Source organism: Mesorhizobium sp. 131-2-1 (genome assembly GCF_016756535.1).
Taxonomy (GTDB): Bacteria; Pseudomonadota; Alphaproteobacteria; order Rhizobiales; family Rhizobiaceae; genus Mesorhizobium.
This window is the reverse complement of the sequence record NZ_AP023247.1, coordinates 3,850,706-3,870,926: the sequence shown is the minus strand read 5'-3', so window position 1 is coordinate 3,870,926 and position 20,221 is coordinate 3,850,706. Positions and strand designations below refer to the sequence as shown.

Sequence of the window (20,221 nt, the reverse complement as noted above, 5' to 3'; positions counted from 1 at the left end):
AGTGCGACAACCGGGCGCCGGCAAATGACAGGCCGGTTCCGGCAGGCTAAACAGGACGCCATGTTGACCATCCGCAAACGCGACGCAAGCGGCACGGCCGCCAAGGAGCCGAACGGCCAGCCGCGCATTGCCGTTGGCGAGGAGCGTGGCGTTCTCGGCTGCGCTTTCTCCGGAAGCTGGACGACGCGCACCGTGGCGCTGGTCGACGCGGAAATGCGCAAAATCGAGAAGCGCAGCGGTTTCAAGACCTTGGCGCTCGATCTTTCACAAATTGAGAAGATGGACACCGCCGGTGCCTGGCTGATCGACCGCCTGGTCAGTGCTTTCGAGAAGAAGGGCGTCGAAGTCAGGATGCAGGGGCAGAGCGAGATCGCCTCGATCCTGCTCGGCGCCGTCGGCGACGCTGTCCGGCGCGAGCCCGAATCGGGCCCCGCCGGTCCGCCCAACATCATCATCCGCGCGCTGGAGGCGGTCGGCCGGCGCGTCTATGAGATGCGTGACGATTTCCTGGCCTCGATGAACATCCTCGGCGCCACCATCCGCGGCGCGCAGATGAAGCTTGGCCGCGGCCATGCCGTCAACCCGGCCGCCATTTTCAACCAGATCGACCGCATGGGCGTCGGCGCCATCCCGGTGGTGGTGCTGATGTCGGCCATCGTCGGCGCCATCGTTGCCCAGCAGGGCGCCTACCAGCTCAGCTATTTCGGCGCCGACATCTTCGTCGTCGACCTAGTCGGCGTGCTGATCCTGCGCGAACTCGGCGTGCTGATGACGGCGATCATGATCGCCGGCCGCTCCGGCAGCGCCATCACCGCCGAGATCGGTTCGATGAAGATGCGCGAGGAGGTCGACGCGCTCAAGGTCATCGGCCTGAACCCGATCGGCGTGCTGGTGTTCCCGCGCCTGGTCGCGCTGGTCATCGCGCTGCCGTGTCTCACCATCATCGCCAATTTCGCCGCCCTTGGCGGCGGCATCATCGCCGCCTGGCTCTATTCCGACATTCCCCCTGCCGCCTTCATCGACCGGCTGCGCGTCGCCATCGATCTCAGCACCATCTTCGCCGGCCTGATCAAGGCGCCGTTCATGGCCATGATCATCGGCACCATCGCCTCCGTCGAGGGCATGAAGGTCGGCGGCAGCGCGGAATCGCTTGGCCAGCACGTGACCGCCTCGGTGGTGAAGTCGATCTTCGTCGTCATCATCCTCGACGGGCTTTTTGCCATGTTCTACGCCGCGATAGAGTTCTGACATGGCGACGCGAAACGGTACCGAGGCCAAGGAAACCACCGAAAACGAGATCGTGCTGTCCGTTCGCGACGTCACCGTCGCCCTGGATGACAAGGTCATCCTCGACAAACTGTCGCTCGACATCACCCGCGGTGAGATCCTTGGCTTCGTCGGCGCCTCGGGCGCCGGCAAATCGGTGCTTTTGCGCACAATCCTCGGCCTGCTGCACAAGCAGTCGGGCACGATCAAGCTGTTCGGCGTCGATGTCGAGAAGGCGAGCGACATCGAGCGCCTGCGCATCGATATGCGCCTTGGCGTGCTGTTCCAGCACGGCGCGCTGTTTTCGGCGCTGACGGTGCAGGAGAACGTGCAGGTGCCGATGCGCGAATACCTCGACCTGCCGAAGAAGCTGATGGACGAGCTGGCGCTGCTGAAGATCGAGCTTGTCGGGCTGCCGCCTGATGCCGCGCAGAAATTCCCATCCGAATTGTCCGGCGGCATGATCAAGCGCGCGGCACTGGCGCGCGCGCTGGCGCTCGATCCGGACATCGTCTTCCTCGACGAGCCGACATCCGGCCTCGATCCGATCAGCGCCGCCGAATTCGACGAGCTGGTGGTCAAGCTGCGCGATACGATGGATCTCACCGTCTACATGGTCACGCATGACCTCGACACGCTGTTCACCGCCTGCGACCGCGTGGCGGTGCTCGGCAAGAAGAAGGTGCTGGTCGAAGGCACGATCGACGACATGCTGAAAAGCGAGGAGCCGTGGGTGAAATCCTATTTTCGCGGAAAACGTGCACGGCAACTTGATCTTGCGGCGCGCGCATAGCCATAAGTGGGGCAATGGAAACCAGAGCCAACTACGTCATTGTCGGCATCTTCACGCTGGCCGCGATCCTGGCGGCCTTTGCCTTCGTCTATTGGACGGCGGCGATCGGCGACAAGGGCGAGACGACGCTCCTGCGCGTGCGCATCCCAGGCTCGGCGTCCGGCCTCGGCCGCGGCAGTTTCGTGCTGTTCAACGGCGTCAAGGTGGGTGACGTCAGGCGCGTCTACATCGACGTCGACAACCCGACGGTCGCCATCGCCGACACCGAGATCGACCGGATGACGCCGATCACCAAGTCGACGCAGGCCGATATCGGGCTTGCCGGTCTCACCGGTCAGGCCAATATCGAGCTCAAGGGCGCCGACCCCAGGGAGCCGAAGCTGCTCGACCAGGCCGAGAAGGAAGGCAAGGTCGCCGAGATCGTCGCCAATCCGTCCGCCGTCACCAACCTCCTGCAGACCGCGCAGAACATCTTCACCCGCGCCGACAAGGTGCTCTCCGATCTCGAAGGCTTCACCCACGACGTGCGCGGGCCGCTGACCGATACGGTCAAGAACGTGCAGACCTTCTCGGACGCGCTGGCCAAGAATTCCGATGGCATCGACAAGTTCCTGTCCAGCGTGAGCTCGCTCTCGGACGAGCTGAAGGGGGTCTCGGGCAAGCTTGACGGAACTTTGAAGGCCGCCGAAGGCCTGCTCAACGCCGTCGACAAGGATAAGATCAAGAGCATCGTCGCCAATGTCGACACGGTCACCGGCAATCTGAAGGAAACCTCCAAGCAGTTCGACACCGTCATCAACAACGTCAACACGGCGGTCGGCTCGATCAACGACTTCGCCCAGAAGACGCAAGGCACGCTGGACAAGGTCAACGGCGTGCTCGACGGCATCGATCCGGCCGAGGTGCGCACGGCGCTGGCCAACATCCAGAAGGCCAGCGAAAACGCCAATCAGGCCGCCGCCGACATCGCCAAGGTCACGAACAAATTCGCCAGCCGCGCCGACGACATCGACGACACCATCAAGGACGCCAAGCAGCTCGCCCAGCGACTGAACGACGCCTCGGTGCGCGTCGACGGCATCCTGGCCAAGGTCGACAAGCTGCTCGGCTCGGGCGAGGCGAACGGCGTCATGGCGGACGCTCGCGACACGCTGAAATCGTTCAAGCAGGTCGCCGACACGCTGAATGCGCGGCTCGGCACCATCACCGACAACCTGGCCCGCTTCTCCGGCCAGGGCCTGCAGAATGTCGAGGCGCTGGTCCAGGACAGCCGCCGCTCGATCAACCGCATCGAGGAAGCGGTGACCGATCTCAGCCGCAATCCGCAGCGCATCCTGTCGGGCGGCGAGGGTGAGGTCCGGCAATATGACGGCAGGGTGCGGCGTTGACTTCGGCCATCACCCACCGCAAGAACAGAAGCCGCAATTGCGGGTTGATCTTACGATCTGGGGACAACGGGGATCGCGCGTGACGTCGGTTTGGGCAAGGTCGGTTGGATTGACATCGGCTGCGGCGCTGCTTGCGCTCTCGCTGGCCGGCTGCGCGGCGCTCGGCGCCAAGCCGGCGCCGCTCGACACGTTCGAGCTGTCGGCGCCGTCGATCGACGCGCATGGCCACAGCCGCCGGCAGATCCTGATCGCCCAGCCTTCCGCGCTCAAAGCGCTGGACAGCCAGAACATCGTCATCAGACCGTCAGACCTGTCGATCCAATATCTCAAGGGCGCGCAATGGGCCGACCGGCTGCCGCTGATCGTGCAGGCGAGGCTTGCCGAGACCTTCCAGCGTTCCGGCAGCTTCGCCGGGGTCGGCAAGCCGGGCGAGGGGCTGGCTATCGACTACCAGATCATCGCCGAGGTCCGTTCCTTCGAGGTCCGCGTCAACGGCGGCGAGCACGCCGAGGTCGATCTGTTCGTGCGCATCCTCAACGACCGCAATGGCGAGGTCCGCGCCGCCAAGAGCTTCTCGGCAAGCGCGCCCGTTTCGGGCAGCGGCAACGCCGCCTATGTCGGCGCGCTGGACAGCGCCTTCGGCCAGGCGGCGAAGGACATCGTCCGCTGGACAGATTCGGTGATCTGAGCCGATCAGCGCGGCCATGAAGCGGCTGCGCTAGAGTCCGAGTTGGCTCAAGGCGTGTATTCTACGAGCGTGTGATCTTCGCCCGCGAGCTCGTCCTCGATGATTGAGACGATAGCTTGCCAATCGCCTCCAGCCAAACCTGCGCCAATTTTCGGGTAGCCGATCCTTTTGCCAGCGAATCTGGCCTTGACGGCCTGCATGACTTTTCGGATCGCGTGGTAGTCGGCTTTCACCCCTTTGCCCTGCCAATGGAATTGAGTGTAGCCATTGACGACATGGAAACTGCGGCTTTCCCGCTTGATGTCAGCAACGGATATGCTTCCCAACTTGGCTAGGTCGCCCTTCAACGTCGCGCAATCCGCAGCATATGCCTCGGGAAAACGCTGCTTTATCGAAAGAGCAATCCCCTTGCCCATTTGGCATTGGCAATTGCATCCATGCACTATGACATCGAACTTTCCGTCGAGCGCAAGCTGAAGCAGATCGCCACGAATTGTCTGCATTGCCACAAGCCTCAATCCACGGTGCGGACATCCAATTGAGTCTAAAGATTTACGGTGTCTTGGGACATCTCTAGAGCATCGGCCCAAAAGCAGAAAGGGCGGGACCGGGTCCCCCCTTTCTATTTGTTTCCAGTACCGCCGCTTAGTGCAGGCGGCCGCTGGCGTGGGCCAGCATGGTGTAGACCTTGCCGGTGTCCGACGTCAGATAGGTCTGCGCCATGATGTTGTCGCGGTCGTTGCGCGCCACGTCCTTGAGCAGCTTTTCGAAATCGTCGCAGTAGCGGTCGACGGCGGCACGGAACTCGGCCTCGGCCTGGTACTTGCGGCGGATCTCGTCGAAGGTCTGCTGGCCCTTCAGCGTATAGAGGCGCCGAGTGAACACGTCGCGCTCGCCGCGGCGATAACGGTTCCACAGCTCGATCGAGGCGTCGTGGTCGATGGCGCGCGCGATGTCGACCGACAGCGAGTTGAGCGATTCCACGACATGCAGCGGCGAGCGCTGGGCCGGAGCCGGACGCGGCGCTTCCGCCGGAGCGGCCGGCCTGAGGTCCTCCTCGCGCGACGCTCCAGTCAGGAGATCGCGCACCCAGCCGCCTTGCGGCGTGCGGCCATTGGGTTCGCGGAGCGGGGCCTCGGCGGGACGATCGAGGTCGAGCGTGCCGCGCAAGGTCGTTTCAGCCAACGGCGCCTGTGGAGCCCGGCGCTCGGGCTGTGGCGGCGCCGGCGGACGGCGCGGCGGCTCTGCCGGACGGGCCGGCGCCTGCGGCGCCGGGCGTAGGCTGCGCGGCTCCGAGGAGTCGCTGCCGCTGCGGCCGGACTTCGCGACGATGTCGGAGAGCTCCTTGAGCGCGTTGATCTGCTCGGAAACGGCGCGGCGGATGGCCGAGGTCGATTCCTTGGCCTCTTCCGGCATCTCGATGACGCCCTTCTTGAGTTCGGCGCGGGTGAGGTCCAGCTCGCTCTTGATCGAGCCGGCGGTGCGCCGCATCTCCTCGGTCGCGTCGGCGAAGCGCTTCGTCGCCGACTCGACGACCTCGGCGATGGCAGTGCGAATTTTTTCCGCCGATTCCATGGTTCGGCCCTCGGCGTTCTGCATGGTCTGGCCGACCAGGTTCTCGAACGAGCGCATGACCTTTTCGAGATCTTCCGACTTCTTGACCAGGCCGACGGCAAGGTCGTCCAGCGACGACTGCCGCTCCAGCGTGTGCTCGAGATTGCTCTGCGCGGAGCTGAGCAGGTCCGAGGCGCTGGAGAGCAACCGGCTGTGCTCGTCGAACTTGGTGGCGATCGATGCGACCTCGCGCAGCGTGGCCGACGACAGGTCGGTGAGCCGGCTCGTGTTGGAATCGACCAGGCGCGCCGAGCTGGCGAAGGTCTGCGCGGCCTTTTCCGTGGTCGTCGCGAAGCTCTGCGTGCTTCCGGTGAGCCGCTCCTCGACATGGCCGAGATTGACCGCCGCTTGATCGATCAGCTGACCGAGCTGGGCGCTGGAGGTGCTCAAGCGGCCGATGAGCTCGGCGACGCTGTCGGCGAGCGTCGAACGCGCGCCTTCGACAGCCGACAGGGTCTCGGCCGTGCGGCTGGCGAGCGCGTTGACGAGGGCTGCGTTTTCACTGCGCAGCTTCTCGGTCGCCCGCTCGGTGACCTCTTCCATGCTCCGCTGCAGCTCCGAGCCGCCCTGGGCGAAGCGCTCGACCAGCGGCTTGGCCGTCTCGTCGAGGATCCGCGACATCTCGGCCGAGCGCGCCGCGAGCATCGTGTTGAGCTCGCGGGTGTTGGCGCCGATGGTCTTGGCGGCGTCGTTGGTGCTCTGGCCGATATGCTGACCGACCGCGGTGAAGGTCTCCGCGATCACATTGGCGCGCGAAATAAGTTGCGCCTCGGCGCCCGAGACCTGCTCGTTCAGCTTCTGGCCCATCGCTTCCGCGGTATGGGCGAGGCGGTTCTCGACTCCCGAGAGCTGCTCCTCGATTCGGGCGGCCGTCGCCGCGGCATTCGACGCCAGGCGCTCGTCTGCGCCGGCCAGCGCCTGCTCGATCTCGCGGGCGTGGACGGCCAATTCTTGGCCGGTCTGGCGGGAGCGGTCGGCAACCCGTTGCTCGGTGCTGGCGAAGGCTCCGACGATGGTCTCGGCATGGCTGCCGATCGTGGCGGTGCTGTCGGCGATGCGGGTGACCAGACGTTGGTCCGCGTCGTCGAAGATGCGGGCGATCTCGGACGCACGCGACGACAGGGCTTCCGAACCCTCGGCGATGCGCGAGATCAGATGCTGGTCGGCGGCATCGAAGATGCGGCCGAGATCCGAAGCGCGCGCGGCAAGCGCTTCGGCCGATTCGCCGATGCGCATGCTCAGCCGTTCGTCGGCGCCCTCGAAGTTGCGCAGGATGTCGCCGGCGCGCGCCGCCAGCGACTGCGCCGTCTCGACCGCACGGGCAACCAGCTTCTGGTCCGCCGCGTCGAAGGTGCCTGCGATCTCGCTGGCGCGTGCGGCCAGCTGATCGGCGGTCTCCTGGGCACGGGCGAGCATCGAGCTCGATATATCGTCGTGCCGGGCAATCAGCGCGCTGGTGGTATCCTCGGCACGCGCATGCAGGCGACGATCGGCGTCCTCGAAGGCGCGCGCGATGTCCTCGGCCCTGGCGAGCAGGGCCGACGAGGTCTGTTCTGCGCGTTCGGCGATCTTGCGGTCGGCGTCGCTGAAGGCCTGACCTGCCTGCTCGTGAAGGGCGCTGGTGACCTCCATGACCTTCTCGCGCAGGGCGCCGGCAACGAAGACAGCGCTCTTCTCCAGCACGTTGCGGACATTGTCGACGCCGGTCGACAGTGCACGCTCCATGGTTCCGGCGCGTTCCTCAATGATGCCGGTCTGCCGGTTGAACGCCTGCTCGATCTTTTCGACATCGGCGGCGATCGTCGCCGAGATGTCGCCGCTGCGGGCCGCGATCTGGTCGATATGGCCGGAGAGCGAACGGTCGACGTCCTTGCGCGTGTCGACGAGCTTCGCCAGATCGTCTTCCAGCGCACGGGACAGCATGTCGCGGCCTTCGGCCAGCTTGCCGACATGACCGGCGATGATGTCGTCGATCTCGCTGCGGCCCGCGGCGAGCTTCTGCAGGTCCGCTTCCAGGGCGCGCTTGAGGATATCGCGGCCCTCGGCAAGCTTCTCGACCTGGCCGGCGACCAGCCCGTCGATGCTAGAGCGGCTCTCGGCCAGCTTGGCGAGATCGTCCTCGAGCGCCTTGGACAGCGCCAAGCGATCCTCGGCAAGCCTGTCGCTGTGGCCCTGGAGGAGGCTGTTGACGTTCTCGAGATCACCTTCCAGCACCCGCGCGAACTCGGCGCGGTTGTCGGTCAGCTTCAGCGACTGGTCGGCAATGGCGCTCCGGATCGTGTTGAGATCGGCTTCGAGCGCACGCTTGAGGATATCCCGGCCCTCGGCGAGCTTCTCGACCTGGCCGGCGACCAGCCCGTCGATGCTGGAGCGGCTCTCGGCCAGCTTGGCGAGGTCGTCCTCCAGGGCCTTGGCCAGCGTCGAGCGGTCCTGGACAAGCCGGCTCTGGTGATCGGCCATGATGCCGTTCACATTCTGCAGGTCGTCCTGCAGGGCCTGCGACAGCGTCGAGCGATCCTGGACGAGCCGGTTCGTGTGATCGGAGATCAGGCTGTTTACATTCTGCAGATCGGCTTCCAGGGCCTTGGAAAGCTGGCTGCGCTCTTCCGCCACCCGCTCGGAATGACCGGCGATAGCGCCCTTGATCGTATTGATGTCGGCTTCGAGCGCGCGCTTGAGGATGTCGCGGCCCTCGGCGAGCTTCTCGACCTGACCGGCAACCAGCCCGTCGATGCTGGAGCGGCCCTCCGCCAGCTTGGCGAGGTCGGCTTCGAGCGTCTGCGACAGCAGGCTGCGGTCGTCGGCCAGCCTGACGGCATGACCCTCGATCAGGTTCCTGATGCCCGACAGGTCGTCCTCCAGCGAACGGCTGAGCTCGCCCCTGTCTTCGGCGAGCTTGGCGGAGTGGGTCTCGATCAGGCTCCTGATGCCGATGATGTCGGTCTCCAGCGCCTTGGCGAGCACCGAGCGTCCTTCGGCGATCTTCTCGACCTGGCCGGCGACCAGTCCGTCGATGCTGGCGCGGCTGTCGGCCAGCTTGCCGAGGTCGGCTTCCAGCGCACGCGCCAATATGTTGCGGCCTTCGGCCAGCTTGCCGACATGGCCGGCGACCATTTCATCAATGATCGTACGGGCTTGCACGAGCTTCCCGGAGTCTTCGTTCAAGGCCTGCGAAAGCCTGTTGCGGCCCTGTTCGAGCTGTTCGAGATGGGCGCCGAGCGACGCGTCAATGGCGGCGCGCGATTCGTTGACCTTACGCAGGTCGTCTTCCAGCGCGCGCGCAATGAGGTCGCGGCCTTCCGCCAGCTTCTGCACCTGGTCGGTCACGGCGGCGTCGATGCCAGCGCGGCTCTCCGCGAACGTCGCCAGGTCGGCCTGCATGGCGGCAGCCATGCGGTCACGGCTTTCCGAAAGCTTGCGGCTGTGGTTCTCCACCGCTTCCTCGATGCCGACGCGAGCATCCGCGAGCCGCTGGATGTCGCTGTCGAAGGAACGCGAGACAACATGGCGGGCCGCTTCCATGCGACCGGCGAAGTCGCTGGCGCGGGCCTCGAGCATGGACGAGGTCGACGAGATGATGTCGGCCATGTCGGCGCCGATCTGGGTCTTGCCCTGGTCGATCATCGTCGACAGCTGGTCCTTGCTCTCGGCGAAGGTGTGGGCGATTTCGCGTGCGCGTTCGACCAGCGTCTCGTTGATCTGGCGGGCGCGGGCCTCGAGCGCGGCGTTGAGCTTCTGCGTGCCGGTGTCGAGCGCCTCGGCGCGGGTCTGGAATTCGCTGATCAGCGCCTGGCCGCGTTCGGCCAGCGTACGCTCGATGCCGCTGAGGCTGTTTTCGAACTCGGAGCTCAGCGTGCGCGCGGCACCGCCCAGCAGCGAAACCATGCCGCTGGTGCGGTCGTCGAGCAGGTCGGTCAGCGACCGGGTGAGGCCATCTGTGGTGTCGGTCAGCTTGGCGATGCGGGTGTCGAGCAGGCTGGCGAAGGCCTCGCCCGAGGTCGACAGCCGGTCGGTGATCGTATCGAGCCGGCCTTCGACCGAATCGAAGATCGACATCGAGCTCTCGTTGATGCGGTCGATCAGCGTGTCGCCGGAATTGTTGATCGTCATCGACAGCTTGGTCGAGGCATTGAGGATCGAATCGCGGATGATGTCGCTGGCCGAGCCGATCTCGTCCCTGAGCGTCTCATGCGCGCTGGCGATCGAAGCGCGCACGCGCTCGGCATGGGTGACGACGGCTTCGCGCTCGCTGCCGAGACCGTCGACCAGCGAGCGGATACGGGCTTCGTTCTCCGAATAGGAGCGTTCGATCTGGTTGACTTCGCTGTGGACCAGCGTTTCCAGCTCGACGGCGCGCGCCAGGGTGCGCTCGATGCCTTCGCCCATCGCCGCAACCTCGCGGCGCACGGCCTGGCCGATCATCATGACGCGGTCCTGGGCCAGGTTCTCCGGCTCGGCCAGACGGAAGGCCACTTCCGTCATCGACTGCGCGGCAAGGCGCATCTCCTGCGCCCGGCGCACCATGGCCGCGAAGGCCCAGAACAGGATGACGGGGATGATCGCCGCGACCGCCAAGCCGATCAGCTCGGGGCGGGCGAAGAACTGGTCGGCGGTGCGGATTTTCCAGATGCCCGGGCCGAACAGGAGGTTGGCCAGGCCGCCGGCGCCGGCGATCCAGGCCAGAGAAATGAACGCCACGACCCAGTAGATGGTGCTCGACGCGCGCCGGTTGAGGCCGTGCAGCAGCGTGCGGTAATCCTTCTGGCGGTCGTCATTGGCCGGGGTGAAGCCGGCCGGCTGCGCGCCGTTGCGCGTTTCAACCGGACGCAACTCGGCCGGCTTGGGTTGCGCCGCCGGCTGCGTGTTCTGTGCCGGCCACATGTTCTGATTCTGAACGGCCGCCGGCTCCTCTTTCTGGCTGCGCCCTTCGCGCGCCAGCTCGTCAGCCGCGGCTGAAATCTGCGCTTCCAGGTCTTCCATCGACGCCGCCATATCGAGGCCGCCGTCGCCATCCGCACTCAAATCCAGGTCGAGCGCCCGTTCGAGTTCCTTGGCTACGTCGTTGTCGAGTGTTCGTGTCGTTGGTTTCTTCGCCATGCCTTCGCTACCCTGTACTAGCTGCCGAGGGACTTATGATTTTGGCCCGTGATTCTGGCTTGTCTTATCCCACGCAGGAGGCTGAAAATGGACCCTCGTATCGTAATGACACACAGGGGTAAAGAAAACCTGCATTCTGGGCGATACGTAAAACTTTAAATATAGGGTTAACGCAGACGTGATTTCGGCGCCTCCCTGTCAACATTTTTTCAGGCCAGTCATTAACCCGTTTGCTACGGGATTCGCCTAGTTTTCCAGGCAGTCAGACACCTAAGGAGCTGCAATATCCATGCGCGGCGAAAGCGGCATTGCCTTTTCCATGCCCGGCGGCGACGTGTCGGGAACGGCCCGGTCACGACCTGTGGATCTCGCCCATCTTTCGCGCCAGACTATGGGCGATCGCGCCCTCGAACAGGAGGTGCTGGCGCTCTTCGTGCAACAGGCGCTTGCCGTGCACGACAAGATCCTCGACGCAGACGTCAAGGAGAGGCTGCTCCTGGCGCATGGGCTGAAAGGCTCGGCGCGCGCGGTGGGGGCCTTTGCAATCGCCGATTGCGCCGCAGCAATCGAGGGCCAGCCCGAAGACGTCAAGACCCTCAAGCGGCTCGGTGTCCTGATCGAGGAAGTGCGCGATTTCATCGCCGCCATCAGCCGCTAAAGCATGTCGCCCAAAACTGCGCGGCGGTTTTGCGACAACGACATGCATGGACAACAATCTGAATTTCCGAAAAAACGTCACGGCGCGGCGTTTTCGCGCCGCAGTTGACTTGTCCGCCGGAGTGATTATCTCGGCTGGAACTCCCCTTCAGGTGATAAATGACCAAGCTGACCTTCATTGCCAATGACGGCACACAGTTCGACGTGGATGCCGAAAACGGCTCGACCGTCATGGAGAACGCGATCCGCAACGCCGTGCCCGGGATCGAGGCCGAGTGCGGCGGCGCCTGCGCCTGCGCGACCTGCCATGTCTATGTAGACGAAGGCTGGACGGCCGAGGTCGGCGAGCCGGAGGCGATGGAGGAGGACATGCTGGATTTCGCCTATGACGTCCAGCCGAACTCACGCCTGTCCTGCCAGATCAAGGTGCGCGACGCTCTCGACGGGCTGGTCGTGCGCGTGCCCGCCCGCCAGGGCTGATATCGCCGCTTTCGGGCTATTTTTCCCGCCGCCGCTTGGCAGCGGGCCGATGCTCATGCAGTCTCGCGCGGTTTGGCAACGAGGCGCATCGCATGACCGACACGATCAAGACGGACGTACTCATCGTCGGGGCAGGGCCGGTCGGCCTGTTCGCCGTGTTCGAGCTTGGCCTCTTCGACATGAAGTGCCATCTCATCGACATCCTCGACCGGCCCGGCGGCCAATGTGCCGAGCTCTATCCGGAAAAGCCGATCTACGACATTCCCGGCTGGCCGTTGATCACGGCCCAGGGCCTTGTCGACAAGCTGCTTGAGCAGATCCACCCGTTCAAGCCGGAATTCACCTTCAACCGCATGGTCTCGAGCCTGGAGAAGCTGGAGGACGGCAGCTTCCGCGTCACCACGGACGAGAACGAGGTGTTCGAGGCCAAGGTGGTGGTGATCGCCGCCGGCGGCGGCTCGTTCCAGCCCAAGCGGCCACCCATTCCCGGCATCGAGGCGTACGAAGGCAAGAGCGTCTTCTATTCCGTGCGCCGCATGGAGGAGTTCCGCGGCCATGACCTCGTCATCGTCGGCGGCGGCGATTCGGCGCTCGATTGGACGCTGAACCTGCAACCGGTAGCGAAGAGCGTGACGCTGGTGCATCGCCGCCCGGAATTCCGGGCCGCGCCCGACAGCGTCAACAAGATGTTTGCCATGCAGGAGATGAAGGAGCTGAATTTCCAGGTCGGGCAGGTGAGCGGCCTGACCGGCGCCGACGGCCAGCTGTCATCGGCGACCATCAAGGGGCCCGACGGCGACGTCGAGGTGCCATGCACCCGCATGCTGCCCTTCTTCGGCCTGACCATGAAGCTCGGGCCGATCGCGGAGTGGGGGCTCAACCTGCATGAGAACCTGATTCCCGTCGACACGGAGAAGTTCCAGACCTCGGTCCCCGGCATCTTCGCCATCGGCGACATCAACTGGTATCCCGGCAAGCTGAAGCTGATCCTGTCGGGTTTCCACGAGGTTGCCTTGATGGCGCAGGCGGCCAAGCGCATCGTCAGCCCCGGCGAACGCATCGTCTTCCAGTACACGACCTCGTCGACCAGCCTGCAGAAGAAGCTCGGCGTCCACGATTGAAGGCTTTGCTACTCGGCCAGCACCGGAGTCGCGGTCTCGGGATGGCCACGAAGCGCCTTTTCCGGCATCAGTCCGAGCGCGGCAAGCGCCATCAGCAGGATTACCGCTGCGACGAGGAAGATCATCGTAAACGCTTCGGCAGAAGCGGCGGCGCCGGCTGAATGCGCGCCTTCGCCGGCCAATGGCAGGCCATAGCCCAGCGCGACCGCGCCCAGTATCGCCACCCCCAATGCGCTGCCCAATGAGCGAAGGAAGGTGAGCACACCCGTGGCGACACCGAGATGCGCCTGATCGACAGCGTTCTGGACCGAGACAGTGGCGACCGGAAACGTCGTCCCGCTGCCGAGGCCAATACAGGTCGTCAGGATTTCAACGACCAGGAGGGAGGCATGCCCGGCGACGAGGCTGAGCACCCCAAGGCAGACTATGGCGAAGCTCACTCCGATCATGGCAATCCGCTTATAATGGACAAAGCGCGGTATCGTGCGCCCGCTGAACGTCGCGCCGGCGACAGTGCCAAGCATCAGCCCGAGCAACGCCATGCCCGATTCACTGGCCGAGAGCCCGACGATCGACTGCAGGTAGACCGGCAGATAGACCGCCAGGCCGATATTGGCAGCCTGCAGCAGGAACAGGGACAGCGTGCCGGCCAGTACGATAGGGTTGCTGAGCACCTCGAGCGAGATCAATGGTTCGGCAGCGCGCATGAGCCTCAGCGCAAAGGCAGCCCAGATCACCGCCGAACAGGCGAGCAGCCCGAGGATTTCGCGCGACAGCCACGGGTAGGCGCTGCCGCCCCAGTTCAGCGCCAGCAGCAGCAGGGCAGTGGCCACGATCAGCAGCACCGCGCCGAGCCCGTCTATACGATGATGCTTGGCCGCGATCGGCAGCTTCTTCAACGGCTTGTTGATGATCGCCATGGCCAGCAGGCCGAGCGGCAGGTTGATCCAGAAGATCAGCGACCAGTGCAGATGTTCGGCGAAGGTGCCGCCCAGCAGCGGCCCTGCGATGCTGGCGACAGCCCAGGTGCCCGCGATCCAAGCCGCGTAACGCGCCCGTTCGCGCGGCGGCACGAGGTCGCCGATCACCGTCTGTGCCAGCGCGAACAAGCCGCCGCCGCCAGCGCCCTGGATAGCGCGCCCGACGATTAGCACCAGCATACTGGGCGCCATGGCGCTGACCAGCGATCCGGCCAAAAAGATGAGGATAGCGGCGTAGAGGGTTGGCCTGCGGCCATAAACATCGGAAATCTTGCCATAAAGTGGCGCCATCGCCGTTGCGGTGAGCAGATAGGCGGTGACGATCCACGGCAGATATTCGGCATGGCCGAGCAAACGCGCCATCGTCGGCATGGCCGGGGCAACGATGGTCTGGTCCAGCGCCGCAAGCAGCATAGACAACAGCACGCCGCCGATGATGGCGTTCTTCTCGCTCTCCGTCAGCGGCGACGTCGCTGAAATTGTCGCCGGCTTGTCGACAGCCTGATCCATGGTCTCGTTCTTTCGTGGGCTTGCGCGCGCCCTGGGGTGGGGCGGCCGGCTCGGCCGGTCCGACGCATCCGCCGCGTCGATTGGTTGTCTCGTGCTTTCAGGGTCCGCCTCTGCGAACCTGACATATGTCGTCCCATATAGGCCGATTTCGACCCGGGCTCGGAGTTTTTTGCCGCCTGGCACTACGCTTCGGCGAAATTGGCTTGCGCCACCGGCGCCCGATTGTTGGCGAAAATCAGGCCGGCGGCAGCTGGCCGCTCTCGATGCGCTCGATCCGGTAGCGCAGCAACCGCAGGATGCGGCTTTCGAAGTTGACGCTCTCGACGCGGTCGAACCGCACCTGGTCCTGGTCGTGCCCGGCGAGCTCGGCCGCGGTGATCTCGGCCGCCTTGGCCTTGGCCTCGGCGCAAGTCCTTTGCGGATAGCTCGCCTTCAGCGCGTCCTCGAGTTGCTTGGCATGGTTCTTGGCGATCTCGACATGGCGCTCCTCATGGCGCTTGATGTCGGCCGACAGCGTGTCCCAGAACAGCTTCACGTCGGCATCCGCCTTCCGCGAGCGGCGCCATTCCGGAAGGATGACCTTGACCTTGACGGTCACGATGGCGTCGGCGATGCGGCAGGAGCCCGGTTTTTCGGCGTAGCTGACGCGGGTGGTGAACGCCATCTGCGTCGCTCCGGGATGCCGCGAGCCGGTGCTTTTCACCTGCGGTCCGTGCTTGGAAAGCTGCGTCTCGATGTCGTCCAGCGTGCGGCCGCCAATGGCGAAGTAGCTGTAGGTCTTGACCAGATTGGCTGCGCCCGCCGGCAAGGCGGTAAAAGCGAGAACCAGGGCGCAGGTCAGCGATCGTTTCATCATGTTGCCTCTTCGACCACCTTGCGTTACGGCCGCTCTCGGCGCAACGGATTTGATTTCCAGCGGATCACAAGATGGTTGACGGACGATGACGACAAGGCAATGGCAGCTGGCGCATGGGCGCCACCTCGACCTTGGCAGCAAGGCCGTGGTGGTCGGCATCCTCAACGTCACGCCGGACAGTTTCTCCGATGGCGGACTGTTCGCCGGGCGCGACGAAGCGCTCGCCCAGGCGCGCCGCATGGTGGAGGAGGGTGCTGCGGTCATCGATATCGGCGGCGAATCGACCAGGCCCGGCGCATCCCCGGTAACCGGCGAGGAGGAACAGGCGCGCATCCTGCCGATCATCGAGGCGCTCGCCAGCGCCGGCGAGGCGCTGATCTCGGTCGACACCTATCGCGAGGACACTGCAAGGCTGGCCGTCGCTGCCGGCGCGCATATCGTCAACGATGTCTGGGGCCTGCAGCGCGAACCGGGCATCGCCCGCGTCGCCGCCGAAACCGGCGCCGGCCTCGTCATCATGCATACCGGGCGCGACAGGCAGAAACTGCCCGACGTCATCGACGACCAGTTTTTCTTTCTGCGGAAATCGCTGGAGATCGCACGGGCCAGCGGCATCGCCGACGATCAGATCGTGCTCGACCCCGGTTTCGGCTTCGCCAAGGAAACGGCGGAGGAGAACCTCGATCTGATGGCGCGGTTTTCCGAGCTCCATGCGCTGGGCTACCCGTTGATGGCCGGCACCTCGCGCAAGCGCTTCATCGGCGCGGTGACCGGGCGGGACGCGGCCGAGCGTGGCGCCGGAACGGCGGCCACCAGTGTTATTCTCAGGCTGAAAGGCGCGCATCTTTTTCGCGTCCACGATGTCGCAATCAACGTGGATGCGCTGGCGCTCGCCGATGCTATGCTGGCGCGTGAAACCGACCCGTCCGGACGCTGAGCCATGTATGTCATCCGCATGAAGAACTGCGCCTTCTTTGCCCGGCACGGCGTGCTGGACGAGGAGGAGACGCTCGGCCAGCGTTTTTACGTCGACGCGGCGCTGACCGTCGAACCCGGCCGGGCGCTCGTCGAGGATTCGATCGAGGATACCGTCAACTATGGCGTCGCCTTCGCGGTGATCGAGAAGATCATCACCGGGCACCGGCGTTTCCTCATCGAGGCGCTGGCGCTGGAAGTGGCCAAGGCGCTGACGGCGCGCTTTCCGCAAATCAAGAAGGCCGAGATTACCGTGCGCAAGCCGAATGCCCCCGTGCCCGGCGTGCTCGACCATGTCGAGGTGACCGTTGTCTGGCCAGAATAACACGGTCTATCTCAGCCTCGGCGGCAATCTCGGCGATCCCGCCAGGTCGATGGCGGCTGCGCTCCGCCTTCTGGATGGCGACGACAAGACCAGCGTCGTCGCGGTCTCCTCGCTCTACCGCACGCCGCCCTGGGGCAAGCTCGACCAGCCCGATTTCCTCAATGCCGCCGCCACGATCACGACCGGGCTCACGCCACGCGAATTGCTCGATCTTTGCCTTGATGCCGAACGCCGGCTGAAGCGCGTGCGTGAGGAGCGCTGGGGGCCGCGGCTGATCGACATCGACATCCTGGTCTTCGGCGACCGGGTCATCCATGAGACCGGCCTGGAAGTACCGCATCCGCGCATGCTGGAGCGCGCCTTCGTGCTGGCGCCCCTGGCCGAGATCGCGCCCGAGCTTGCCATCGGCGGCAAGAGCGTGTCGGAGCGCCTCGGCGCCGTCGACACGTCGGGCATCGAACACTTGCCCTCGGGCCGCGATTGGTGGCTGGCCTAGACTAGGCATCGCCTACGGCCAAGTGGAAGACGGCGGCTGAAATCAGCCGGAGAAGCCGCCGCCGTCGAGGAAGGCCTGCTCCTCCGGCGTCGTCTCGCGCCCGAGCATCCGGTTGCGGTGCGGAAAGCGGCCGAAGCGCTGGATGATCTCGCGGTGCTCGACCGCATATTTGAGATAGGCCTGGGCGCTGGTGGACGTGAGCTCCACCGAGCGCGCCTGGTCGACGAGCAGCTCCGAATGCTCGAAGGGCAGATAGAGGAAGAAGCGAACGTCGTCATCGAGCGCCAGGTCATGCCCGGCGGCGATCGCCTTGCCGGCGAAATGCCGCGCCAGCGGATCGGTCGCATACATATGGCCGGTGCCGCGAAAGCAGTTGCGCGGAAACTGGTCGAGCAGGATCATCAGCGCCAGCGAACCCTCGGCGTGTTCCGACCAGTCGTCGCATTCGCGCCGCGCGGCGGCATAGTGCAGGTCGAGAAAGCGGTTGCGGAAATCCGCGTCGAAGGCATCGTTCTTCTCGAACCAGGCATCCTCGCCGGCTTCGCGCCAGAATGCGGTGACGGCGAGCGCCCGCTTGTCCAGTTCAGCCATCCCTCTATTCCTCCGCGGGCTCGGATTTGCTCAGCACGCCGGCGGTCTCCTCGTTGAGCGCCTGGCCGGCGCGGCGCGGCGGCGTCAGCGGTGTCGGTATCGGCGTACCGATATTGCCTTTCAGGAAGCGCTGTCCGGCGCGCACGCCTTCGGCCAGCTGCGTCTCGAAGCGGGCGGTGTCGCGACGGCGGACATCCTCGATCACCTCGGCGACGTCTTCCGGGTCGACGCCGAGCGCTTCCAAAGCCGAGCCGCCGAAGACCAGCGCCGATTCGAAGGTCTCGCGCAGCTGGTAGTCGACGCCGGCGCGGATCAGCTGCAAGGCGGTGCCGCGGTCGAAGGCGCGCGCCAGGATCGTAACCAGCGGGAATTCTGCCTTGATCAACTGCGCGATGCGCACCGCCGCTTCCGGCTTGTCGACGCAGATCAGCACCGCGCGCGCCCGCCCGGCGCCGGCTGCGTGCAGGATATCCAGCCGCGTGCCGTCGCCATAGTAGACCTTGAAGCCGAAATCGGCCGCCGCCTGGATCATCTCGACCTCGTTGTCGATGATCGAGACATCGATGCCGCGCAACAGCAGCGGCTGAGAGGCGATCTGGCCGAAGCGGCCGAAGCCGATGATCAGCACGCTGCCGGAAAGGCCATCGGCAATGTCGACCCCGTCCAGCGACGGCTCGTCACGCGGCGTCAAATAGCGCAGCGCGATGATGGCGAGCGGCGTCAGCACCATGGAGATGATGACGATTGCCGTGAGCGTCGCATTGGCCTGGGCGTCGATGATGCCGACCGCCGCCGCCGCCGAATACAGAACGAAAGCGAACTCGCCGCCCTGCGCCATGAACACGGCGCGTTCGAGGGCCTCGCGATGACCGGTCTTCAGCATGCGGGCGACGAGATAGATGCCGAGGGCCTTCATCAACATGTAGGCAACGACGTAGATGGCCACCAGCCGCCAGTTCGCTGCCACGACATTGAGGTCGAGCGACATGCCGACGGCAAGGAAGAACAGGCCGAGTAGGATGCCGCGGAACGGCTCGATGTCGGCCTCGAGCTGATGGCGGAAGGTCGATTCGGAGAGCAGCACGCCGGCGAGGAACGCGCCCATCGCCATGGACAGGCCCGAAAGCTGCATTGCGAGCGCCGACCCGAGCACCACCAGCAGCGCCGCCGCCGTCATCACCTCGCGGGCGCGGGCCTCCGCCAGGATGCGGAAGAACGGATTGAGCAGATAACGTCCTGCCACCACTAGGCCGACGATCGCGGCAAGGCCGATGCCGACCTCGGTCAGCCGCTGCGACAGGCTCATCTCGGCGCCGCCCGGCGCCAGGAAAGCGATCAGTGCCAGGAGCGGTACGATCGCGAGGTCCTCCAGCAGCAGGATGGAAACGATTCGCTGGCCTTTGGGTGTCGCGATCTCGCCACGCTCCTCCAGGAGTTGCATGACGATCGCCGTCGAGGTCAGCACAAAGCCGGCGCCGGCGACGAAGGATTGCGCGACCGGGAAGCCGCCGGCCAGTCCGACGCTGGTGAGCAGTGCCGCGCAGACGCCGACCTGCAGCGCGCCGAGGCCGAAGATCTCGCGGCGCAGCCCCCAGAGCCGCGACGGCTGCATCTCCAGCCCGATGATGAACAGGAACATCACGACGCCGAGCTCGGCGACGTGAAGGATAGCTTCCGATTCGGAGAAGATTCTAAGGCCGAACGGGCCGATGACCACGCCGGCGGCGAGGTAGCCGAGGATGGAGCCGAGCCCCATGCGCTTGAAGATCGGGACGGCGACGACGCCGGCGGCGAGCAGCGCCACCACTTGGATCAGATCGCTGCCCGATGTTTCCGCCGCCATGCCGCCTTTTCCGTTTCTGCAGGCTTCCTCGCATGTCGCGGGGTCGCGACGCAAGGATAGGGGCATCGCCGGCGGCGAACAGTGCGTATCCGGCCTCTGCCTGTGTTGCAGGCGCGTTACACAAGTTTATGCGGTGCACGCGTTGCGTGCTGCCACAATCGACCGTTAAGGGACGCTTGGCTTCGGCCATGGGAGGGAGCGGCGATCAAGCCGCTGCCTTTTTTGAGGAGATGACTGACATGAAGAAGTTTTTGCTCGTCGCCGTGGGTGTTGCGGCGCTGGCTGGTTCGGCCTGCTCGAAGGCGCCTGAGTGCACCGCCGAAATGGCGACCAAGAAGGCGCAGGACATGACTGCCGCGCTGCAGGAAGCGATCACCAAGGATCCGTCCAAGGCAGCCGACCTGTCGGCCAAGGTCCAGGCTGTGACGGACAAGTACAAGGACGCCTCGACTTTGGCCGAGGCCTGCAAGGCCTATGACGAAGTGACTGCCGCCATCAAGGGCTGAGCGTCCGAATCGAAAACGAAAAAGGCGGTGGCCCG

At 65.1% G+C, this 20,221-nt stretch carries 17 protein-coding genes; 11 read left to right on the top strand and 6 right to left on the bottom strand.

Translation table 11 applies throughout. The features are described from left to right. The first annotated feature begins 60 nt into the window (after positions 1-60). From JG743_RS18735 to JG743_RS18720, 4 genes are read left to right on the top strand one after another with little or no spacing between them, the layout of a single operon-like run. The gene (locus tag JG743_RS18735; RefSeq protein WP_202292274.1) at positions 61-1,248 is read left to right on the top strand and encodes an ABC transporter permease; all 1,188 of its coding nucleotides are present in this window, start codon (positions 61-63) and stop codon (positions 1,246-1,248) included. 1 nt (position 1,249) lies between these two features. Beyond that, complete coding sequence (locus tag JG743_RS18730) at positions 1,250-2,059, top strand: ABC transporter ATP-binding protein (RefSeq protein WP_202292273.1); 810 nt, start codon at positions 1,250-1,252, stop codon at positions 2,057-2,059. Between the two features lie 14 nt (positions 2,060-2,073). After that, positions 2,074-3,447 carry an MlaD family protein gene (locus JG743_RS18725; protein WP_202292272.1) on the top strand — a complete coding sequence of 458 codons (1,374 nt, stop codon included), beginning with the start codon at positions 2,074-2,076 and terminating at the stop codon, positions 3,445-3,447. Between the two features lie 37 nt (positions 3,448-3,484). After that, complete coding sequence (locus tag JG743_RS18720; protein WP_446720864.1) at positions 3,485-4,135, top strand: ABC-type transport auxiliary lipoprotein family protein; 651 nt, start codon at positions 3,485-3,487, stop codon at positions 4,133-4,135. Between the two features lie 47 nt (positions 4,136-4,182). On the opposite strand, the gene JG743_RS18715 is transcribed toward JG743_RS18720, so the two are convergent. Together JG743_RS18715 and JG743_RS18710 are read right to left on the bottom strand one after the other, a co-directional pair. Further along, positions 4,183-4,638 (bottom strand): macro domain-containing protein, encoded by a 456-nt coding sequence (locus JG743_RS18715; protein ID WP_202292270.1) that lies wholly within the window; start codon positions 4,636-4,638, stop codon positions 4,183-4,185. 142 nt (positions 4,639-4,780) lie between these two features. Beyond that, positions 4,781-10,846, bottom strand: coding sequence for an apolipoprotein A-IV repeat region-like domain-containing protein (locus JG743_RS18710; protein WP_202292269.1), 6,066 nt, complete (start codon positions 10,844-10,846; stop codon positions 4,781-4,783). A 289-nt stretch (positions 10,847-11,135) separates the two neighbouring features. On the opposite strand from JG743_RS18710, the gene JG743_RS18705 reads away from it, so the two are divergent. The 3 genes from JG743_RS18705 (at position 11,136) to JG743_RS18695 (ending at position 13,104) form a co-directional block, all read left to right on the top strand. Beyond that, positions 11,136-11,504, top strand: coding sequence for an Hpt domain-containing protein (locus tag JG743_RS18705; RefSeq protein WP_202292268.1), 369 nt, complete (start codon positions 11,136-11,138; stop codon positions 11,502-11,504). Between the two features lie 158 nt (positions 11,505-11,662). Then, entirely contained in the window at positions 11,663-11,983 is a 321-nt protein-coding gene (locus JG743_RS18700; RefSeq protein WP_202292267.1) for a 2Fe-2S iron-sulfur cluster-binding protein, read from the top strand. A gap of 92 nt (positions 11,984-12,075) precedes the next feature. Continuing rightward, on the top strand, positions 12,076-13,104 hold the full coding sequence (locus tag JG743_RS18695) for an NAD(P)/FAD-dependent oxidoreductase (RefSeq protein ID WP_202292266.1): 1,029 nt from the start codon (positions 12,076-12,078) through the stop codon (positions 13,102-13,104). An 8-nt stretch (positions 13,105-13,112) separates the two neighbouring features. Here the strand turns inward: JG743_RS18695 and JG743_RS18690 are convergent, their stop codons facing one another. Together JG743_RS18690 and JG743_RS18685 are read right to left on the bottom strand one after the other, a co-directional pair. After that, entirely contained in the window at positions 13,113-14,594 is a 1,482-nt protein-coding gene (locus tag JG743_RS18690; RefSeq protein WP_202292265.1) for an MDR family MFS transporter, read from the bottom strand. A 235-nt stretch (positions 14,595-14,829) separates the two neighbouring features. Next, on the bottom strand, positions 14,830-15,450 hold the full coding sequence (locus tag JG743_RS18685) for a DUF922 domain-containing Zn-dependent protease (RefSeq protein ID WP_202292264.1): 621 nt from the start codon (positions 15,448-15,450) through the stop codon (positions 14,830-14,832). 85 nt (positions 15,451-15,535) lie between these two features. Here JG743_RS18685 and folP point away from each other — a divergent pair, with 85 nt between their 5' ends. From folP to folK, 3 genes are read left to right on the top strand one after another with little or no spacing between them, the layout of a single operon-like run. Beyond that, positions 15,536-16,387 carry a dihydropteroate synthase gene (folP, locus tag JG743_RS18680; protein WP_202292263.1) on the top strand — a complete coding sequence of 284 codons (852 nt, stop codon included), beginning with the start codon at positions 15,536-15,538 and terminating at the stop codon, positions 16,385-16,387. Positions 16,388-16,390: 3 nt separating this feature from the next. After that, the gene (folB, locus tag JG743_RS18675) at positions 16,391-16,750 is read left to right on the top strand and encodes a dihydroneopterin aldolase (RefSeq protein WP_202292262.1); all 360 of its coding nucleotides are present in this window, start codon (positions 16,391-16,393) and stop codon (positions 16,748-16,750) included. Beyond that, a complete protein-coding gene (gene folK, locus JG743_RS18670; RefSeq protein WP_202292261.1) occupies positions 16,734-17,246 on the top strand; it encodes a 2-amino-4-hydroxy-6-hydroxymethyldihydropteridine diphosphokinase in 513 nt (170 codons plus the stop codon). The genes folB and folK overlap by 17 nt, the downstream gene beginning before the upstream one ends. 42 nt (positions 17,247-17,288) lie before the next feature. Here the strand turns inward: folK and JG743_RS18665 are convergent, their stop codons facing one another. Together JG743_RS18665 and JG743_RS18660 are read right to left on the bottom strand one after the other, a co-directional pair. Beyond that, a complete protein-coding gene (locus JG743_RS18665) occupies positions 17,289-17,837 on the bottom strand; it encodes a DUF924 family protein (RefSeq protein ID WP_202292260.1) in 549 nt (182 codons plus the stop codon). Positions 17,838-17,841: 4 nt separating this feature from the next. Beyond that, positions 17,842-19,680, bottom strand: a complete 1,839-nt coding sequence (locus JG743_RS18660; protein WP_202292259.1) for a monovalent cation:proton antiporter-2 (CPA2) family protein — start codon at positions 19,678-19,680, stop codon at positions 17,842-17,844. A 239-nt stretch (positions 19,681-19,919) separates the two neighbouring features. On the opposite strand from JG743_RS18660, the gene JG743_RS18655 reads away from it, so the two are divergent. Then, a complete protein-coding gene (locus JG743_RS18655; protein ID WP_126054776.1) occupies positions 19,920-20,186 on the top strand; it encodes a hypothetical protein in 267 nt (88 codons plus the stop codon). The last annotated feature ends 35 nt before the right edge of the window (positions 20,187-20,221 follow it).

Excerpts from the sequence above, each read along its gene's own strand:
- JG743_RS18725 (WP_202292272.1), top strand. The coding sequence starts at position 2,074 with ATGGAAACCAGAGCCAACTACGTCATTGTCGGCATCTTCACGCTGGCC.
- JG743_RS18710 (WP_202292269.1), bottom strand. The coding sequence starts at position 10,846 with ATGGCGAAGAAACCAACGACACGAACACTCGACAACGACGTAGCCAAG.
- JG743_RS18700 (WP_202292267.1), top strand. The coding sequence starts at position 11,663 with ATGACCAAGCTGACCTTCATTGCCAATGACGGCACACAGTTCGACGTG.
- JG743_RS18735 (WP_202292274.1), top strand. The coding sequence starts at position 61 with ATGTTGACCATCCGCAAACGCGACGCAAGCGGCACGGCCGCCAAGGAG.
- folP (WP_202292263.1), top strand. The coding sequence starts at position 15,536 with ATGACGACAAGGCAATGGCAGCTGGCGCATGGGCGCCACCTCGACCTT.
- JG743_RS18690 (WP_202292265.1), bottom strand. The coding sequence starts at position 14,594 with ATGGATCAGGCTGTCGACAAGCCGGCGACAATTTCAGCGACGTCGCCG.
- JG743_RS18695 (WP_202292266.1), top strand. The coding sequence starts at position 12,076 with ATGACCGACACGATCAAGACGGACGTACTCATCGTCGGGGCAGGGCCG.
- JG743_RS18655 (WP_126054776.1), top strand. The coding sequence starts at position 19,920 with ATGAAGAAGTTTTTGCTCGTCGCCGTGGGTGTTGCGGCGCTGGCTGGT.
- JG743_RS18660 (WP_202292259.1), bottom strand. The coding sequence starts at position 19,680 with ATGGCGGCGGAAACATCGGGCAGCGATCTGATCCAAGTGGTGGCGCTG.
- JG743_RS18705 (WP_202292268.1), top strand. The coding sequence starts at position 11,136 with ATGCGCGGCGAAAGCGGCATTGCCTTTTCCATGCCCGGCGGCGACGTG.
- folB (WP_202292262.1), top strand. The coding sequence starts at position 16,391 with ATGTATGTCATCCGCATGAAGAACTGCGCCTTCTTTGCCCGGCACGGC.
- JG743_RS18685 (WP_202292264.1), bottom strand. The coding sequence starts at position 15,450 with ATGATGAAACGATCGCTGACCTGCGCCCTGGTTCTCGCTTTTACCGCC.
- JG743_RS18715 (WP_202292270.1), bottom strand. The coding sequence starts at position 4,638 with ATGCAGACAATTCGTGGCGATCTGCTTCAGCTTGCGCTCGACGGAAAG.
- JG743_RS18665 (WP_202292260.1), bottom strand. The coding sequence starts at position 17,837 with ATGGCTGAACTGGACAAGCGGGCGCTCGCCGTCACCGCATTCTGGCGC.
- JG743_RS18730 (WP_202292273.1), top strand. The coding sequence starts at position 1,250 with ATGGCGACGCGAAACGGTACCGAGGCCAAGGAAACCACCGAAAACGAG.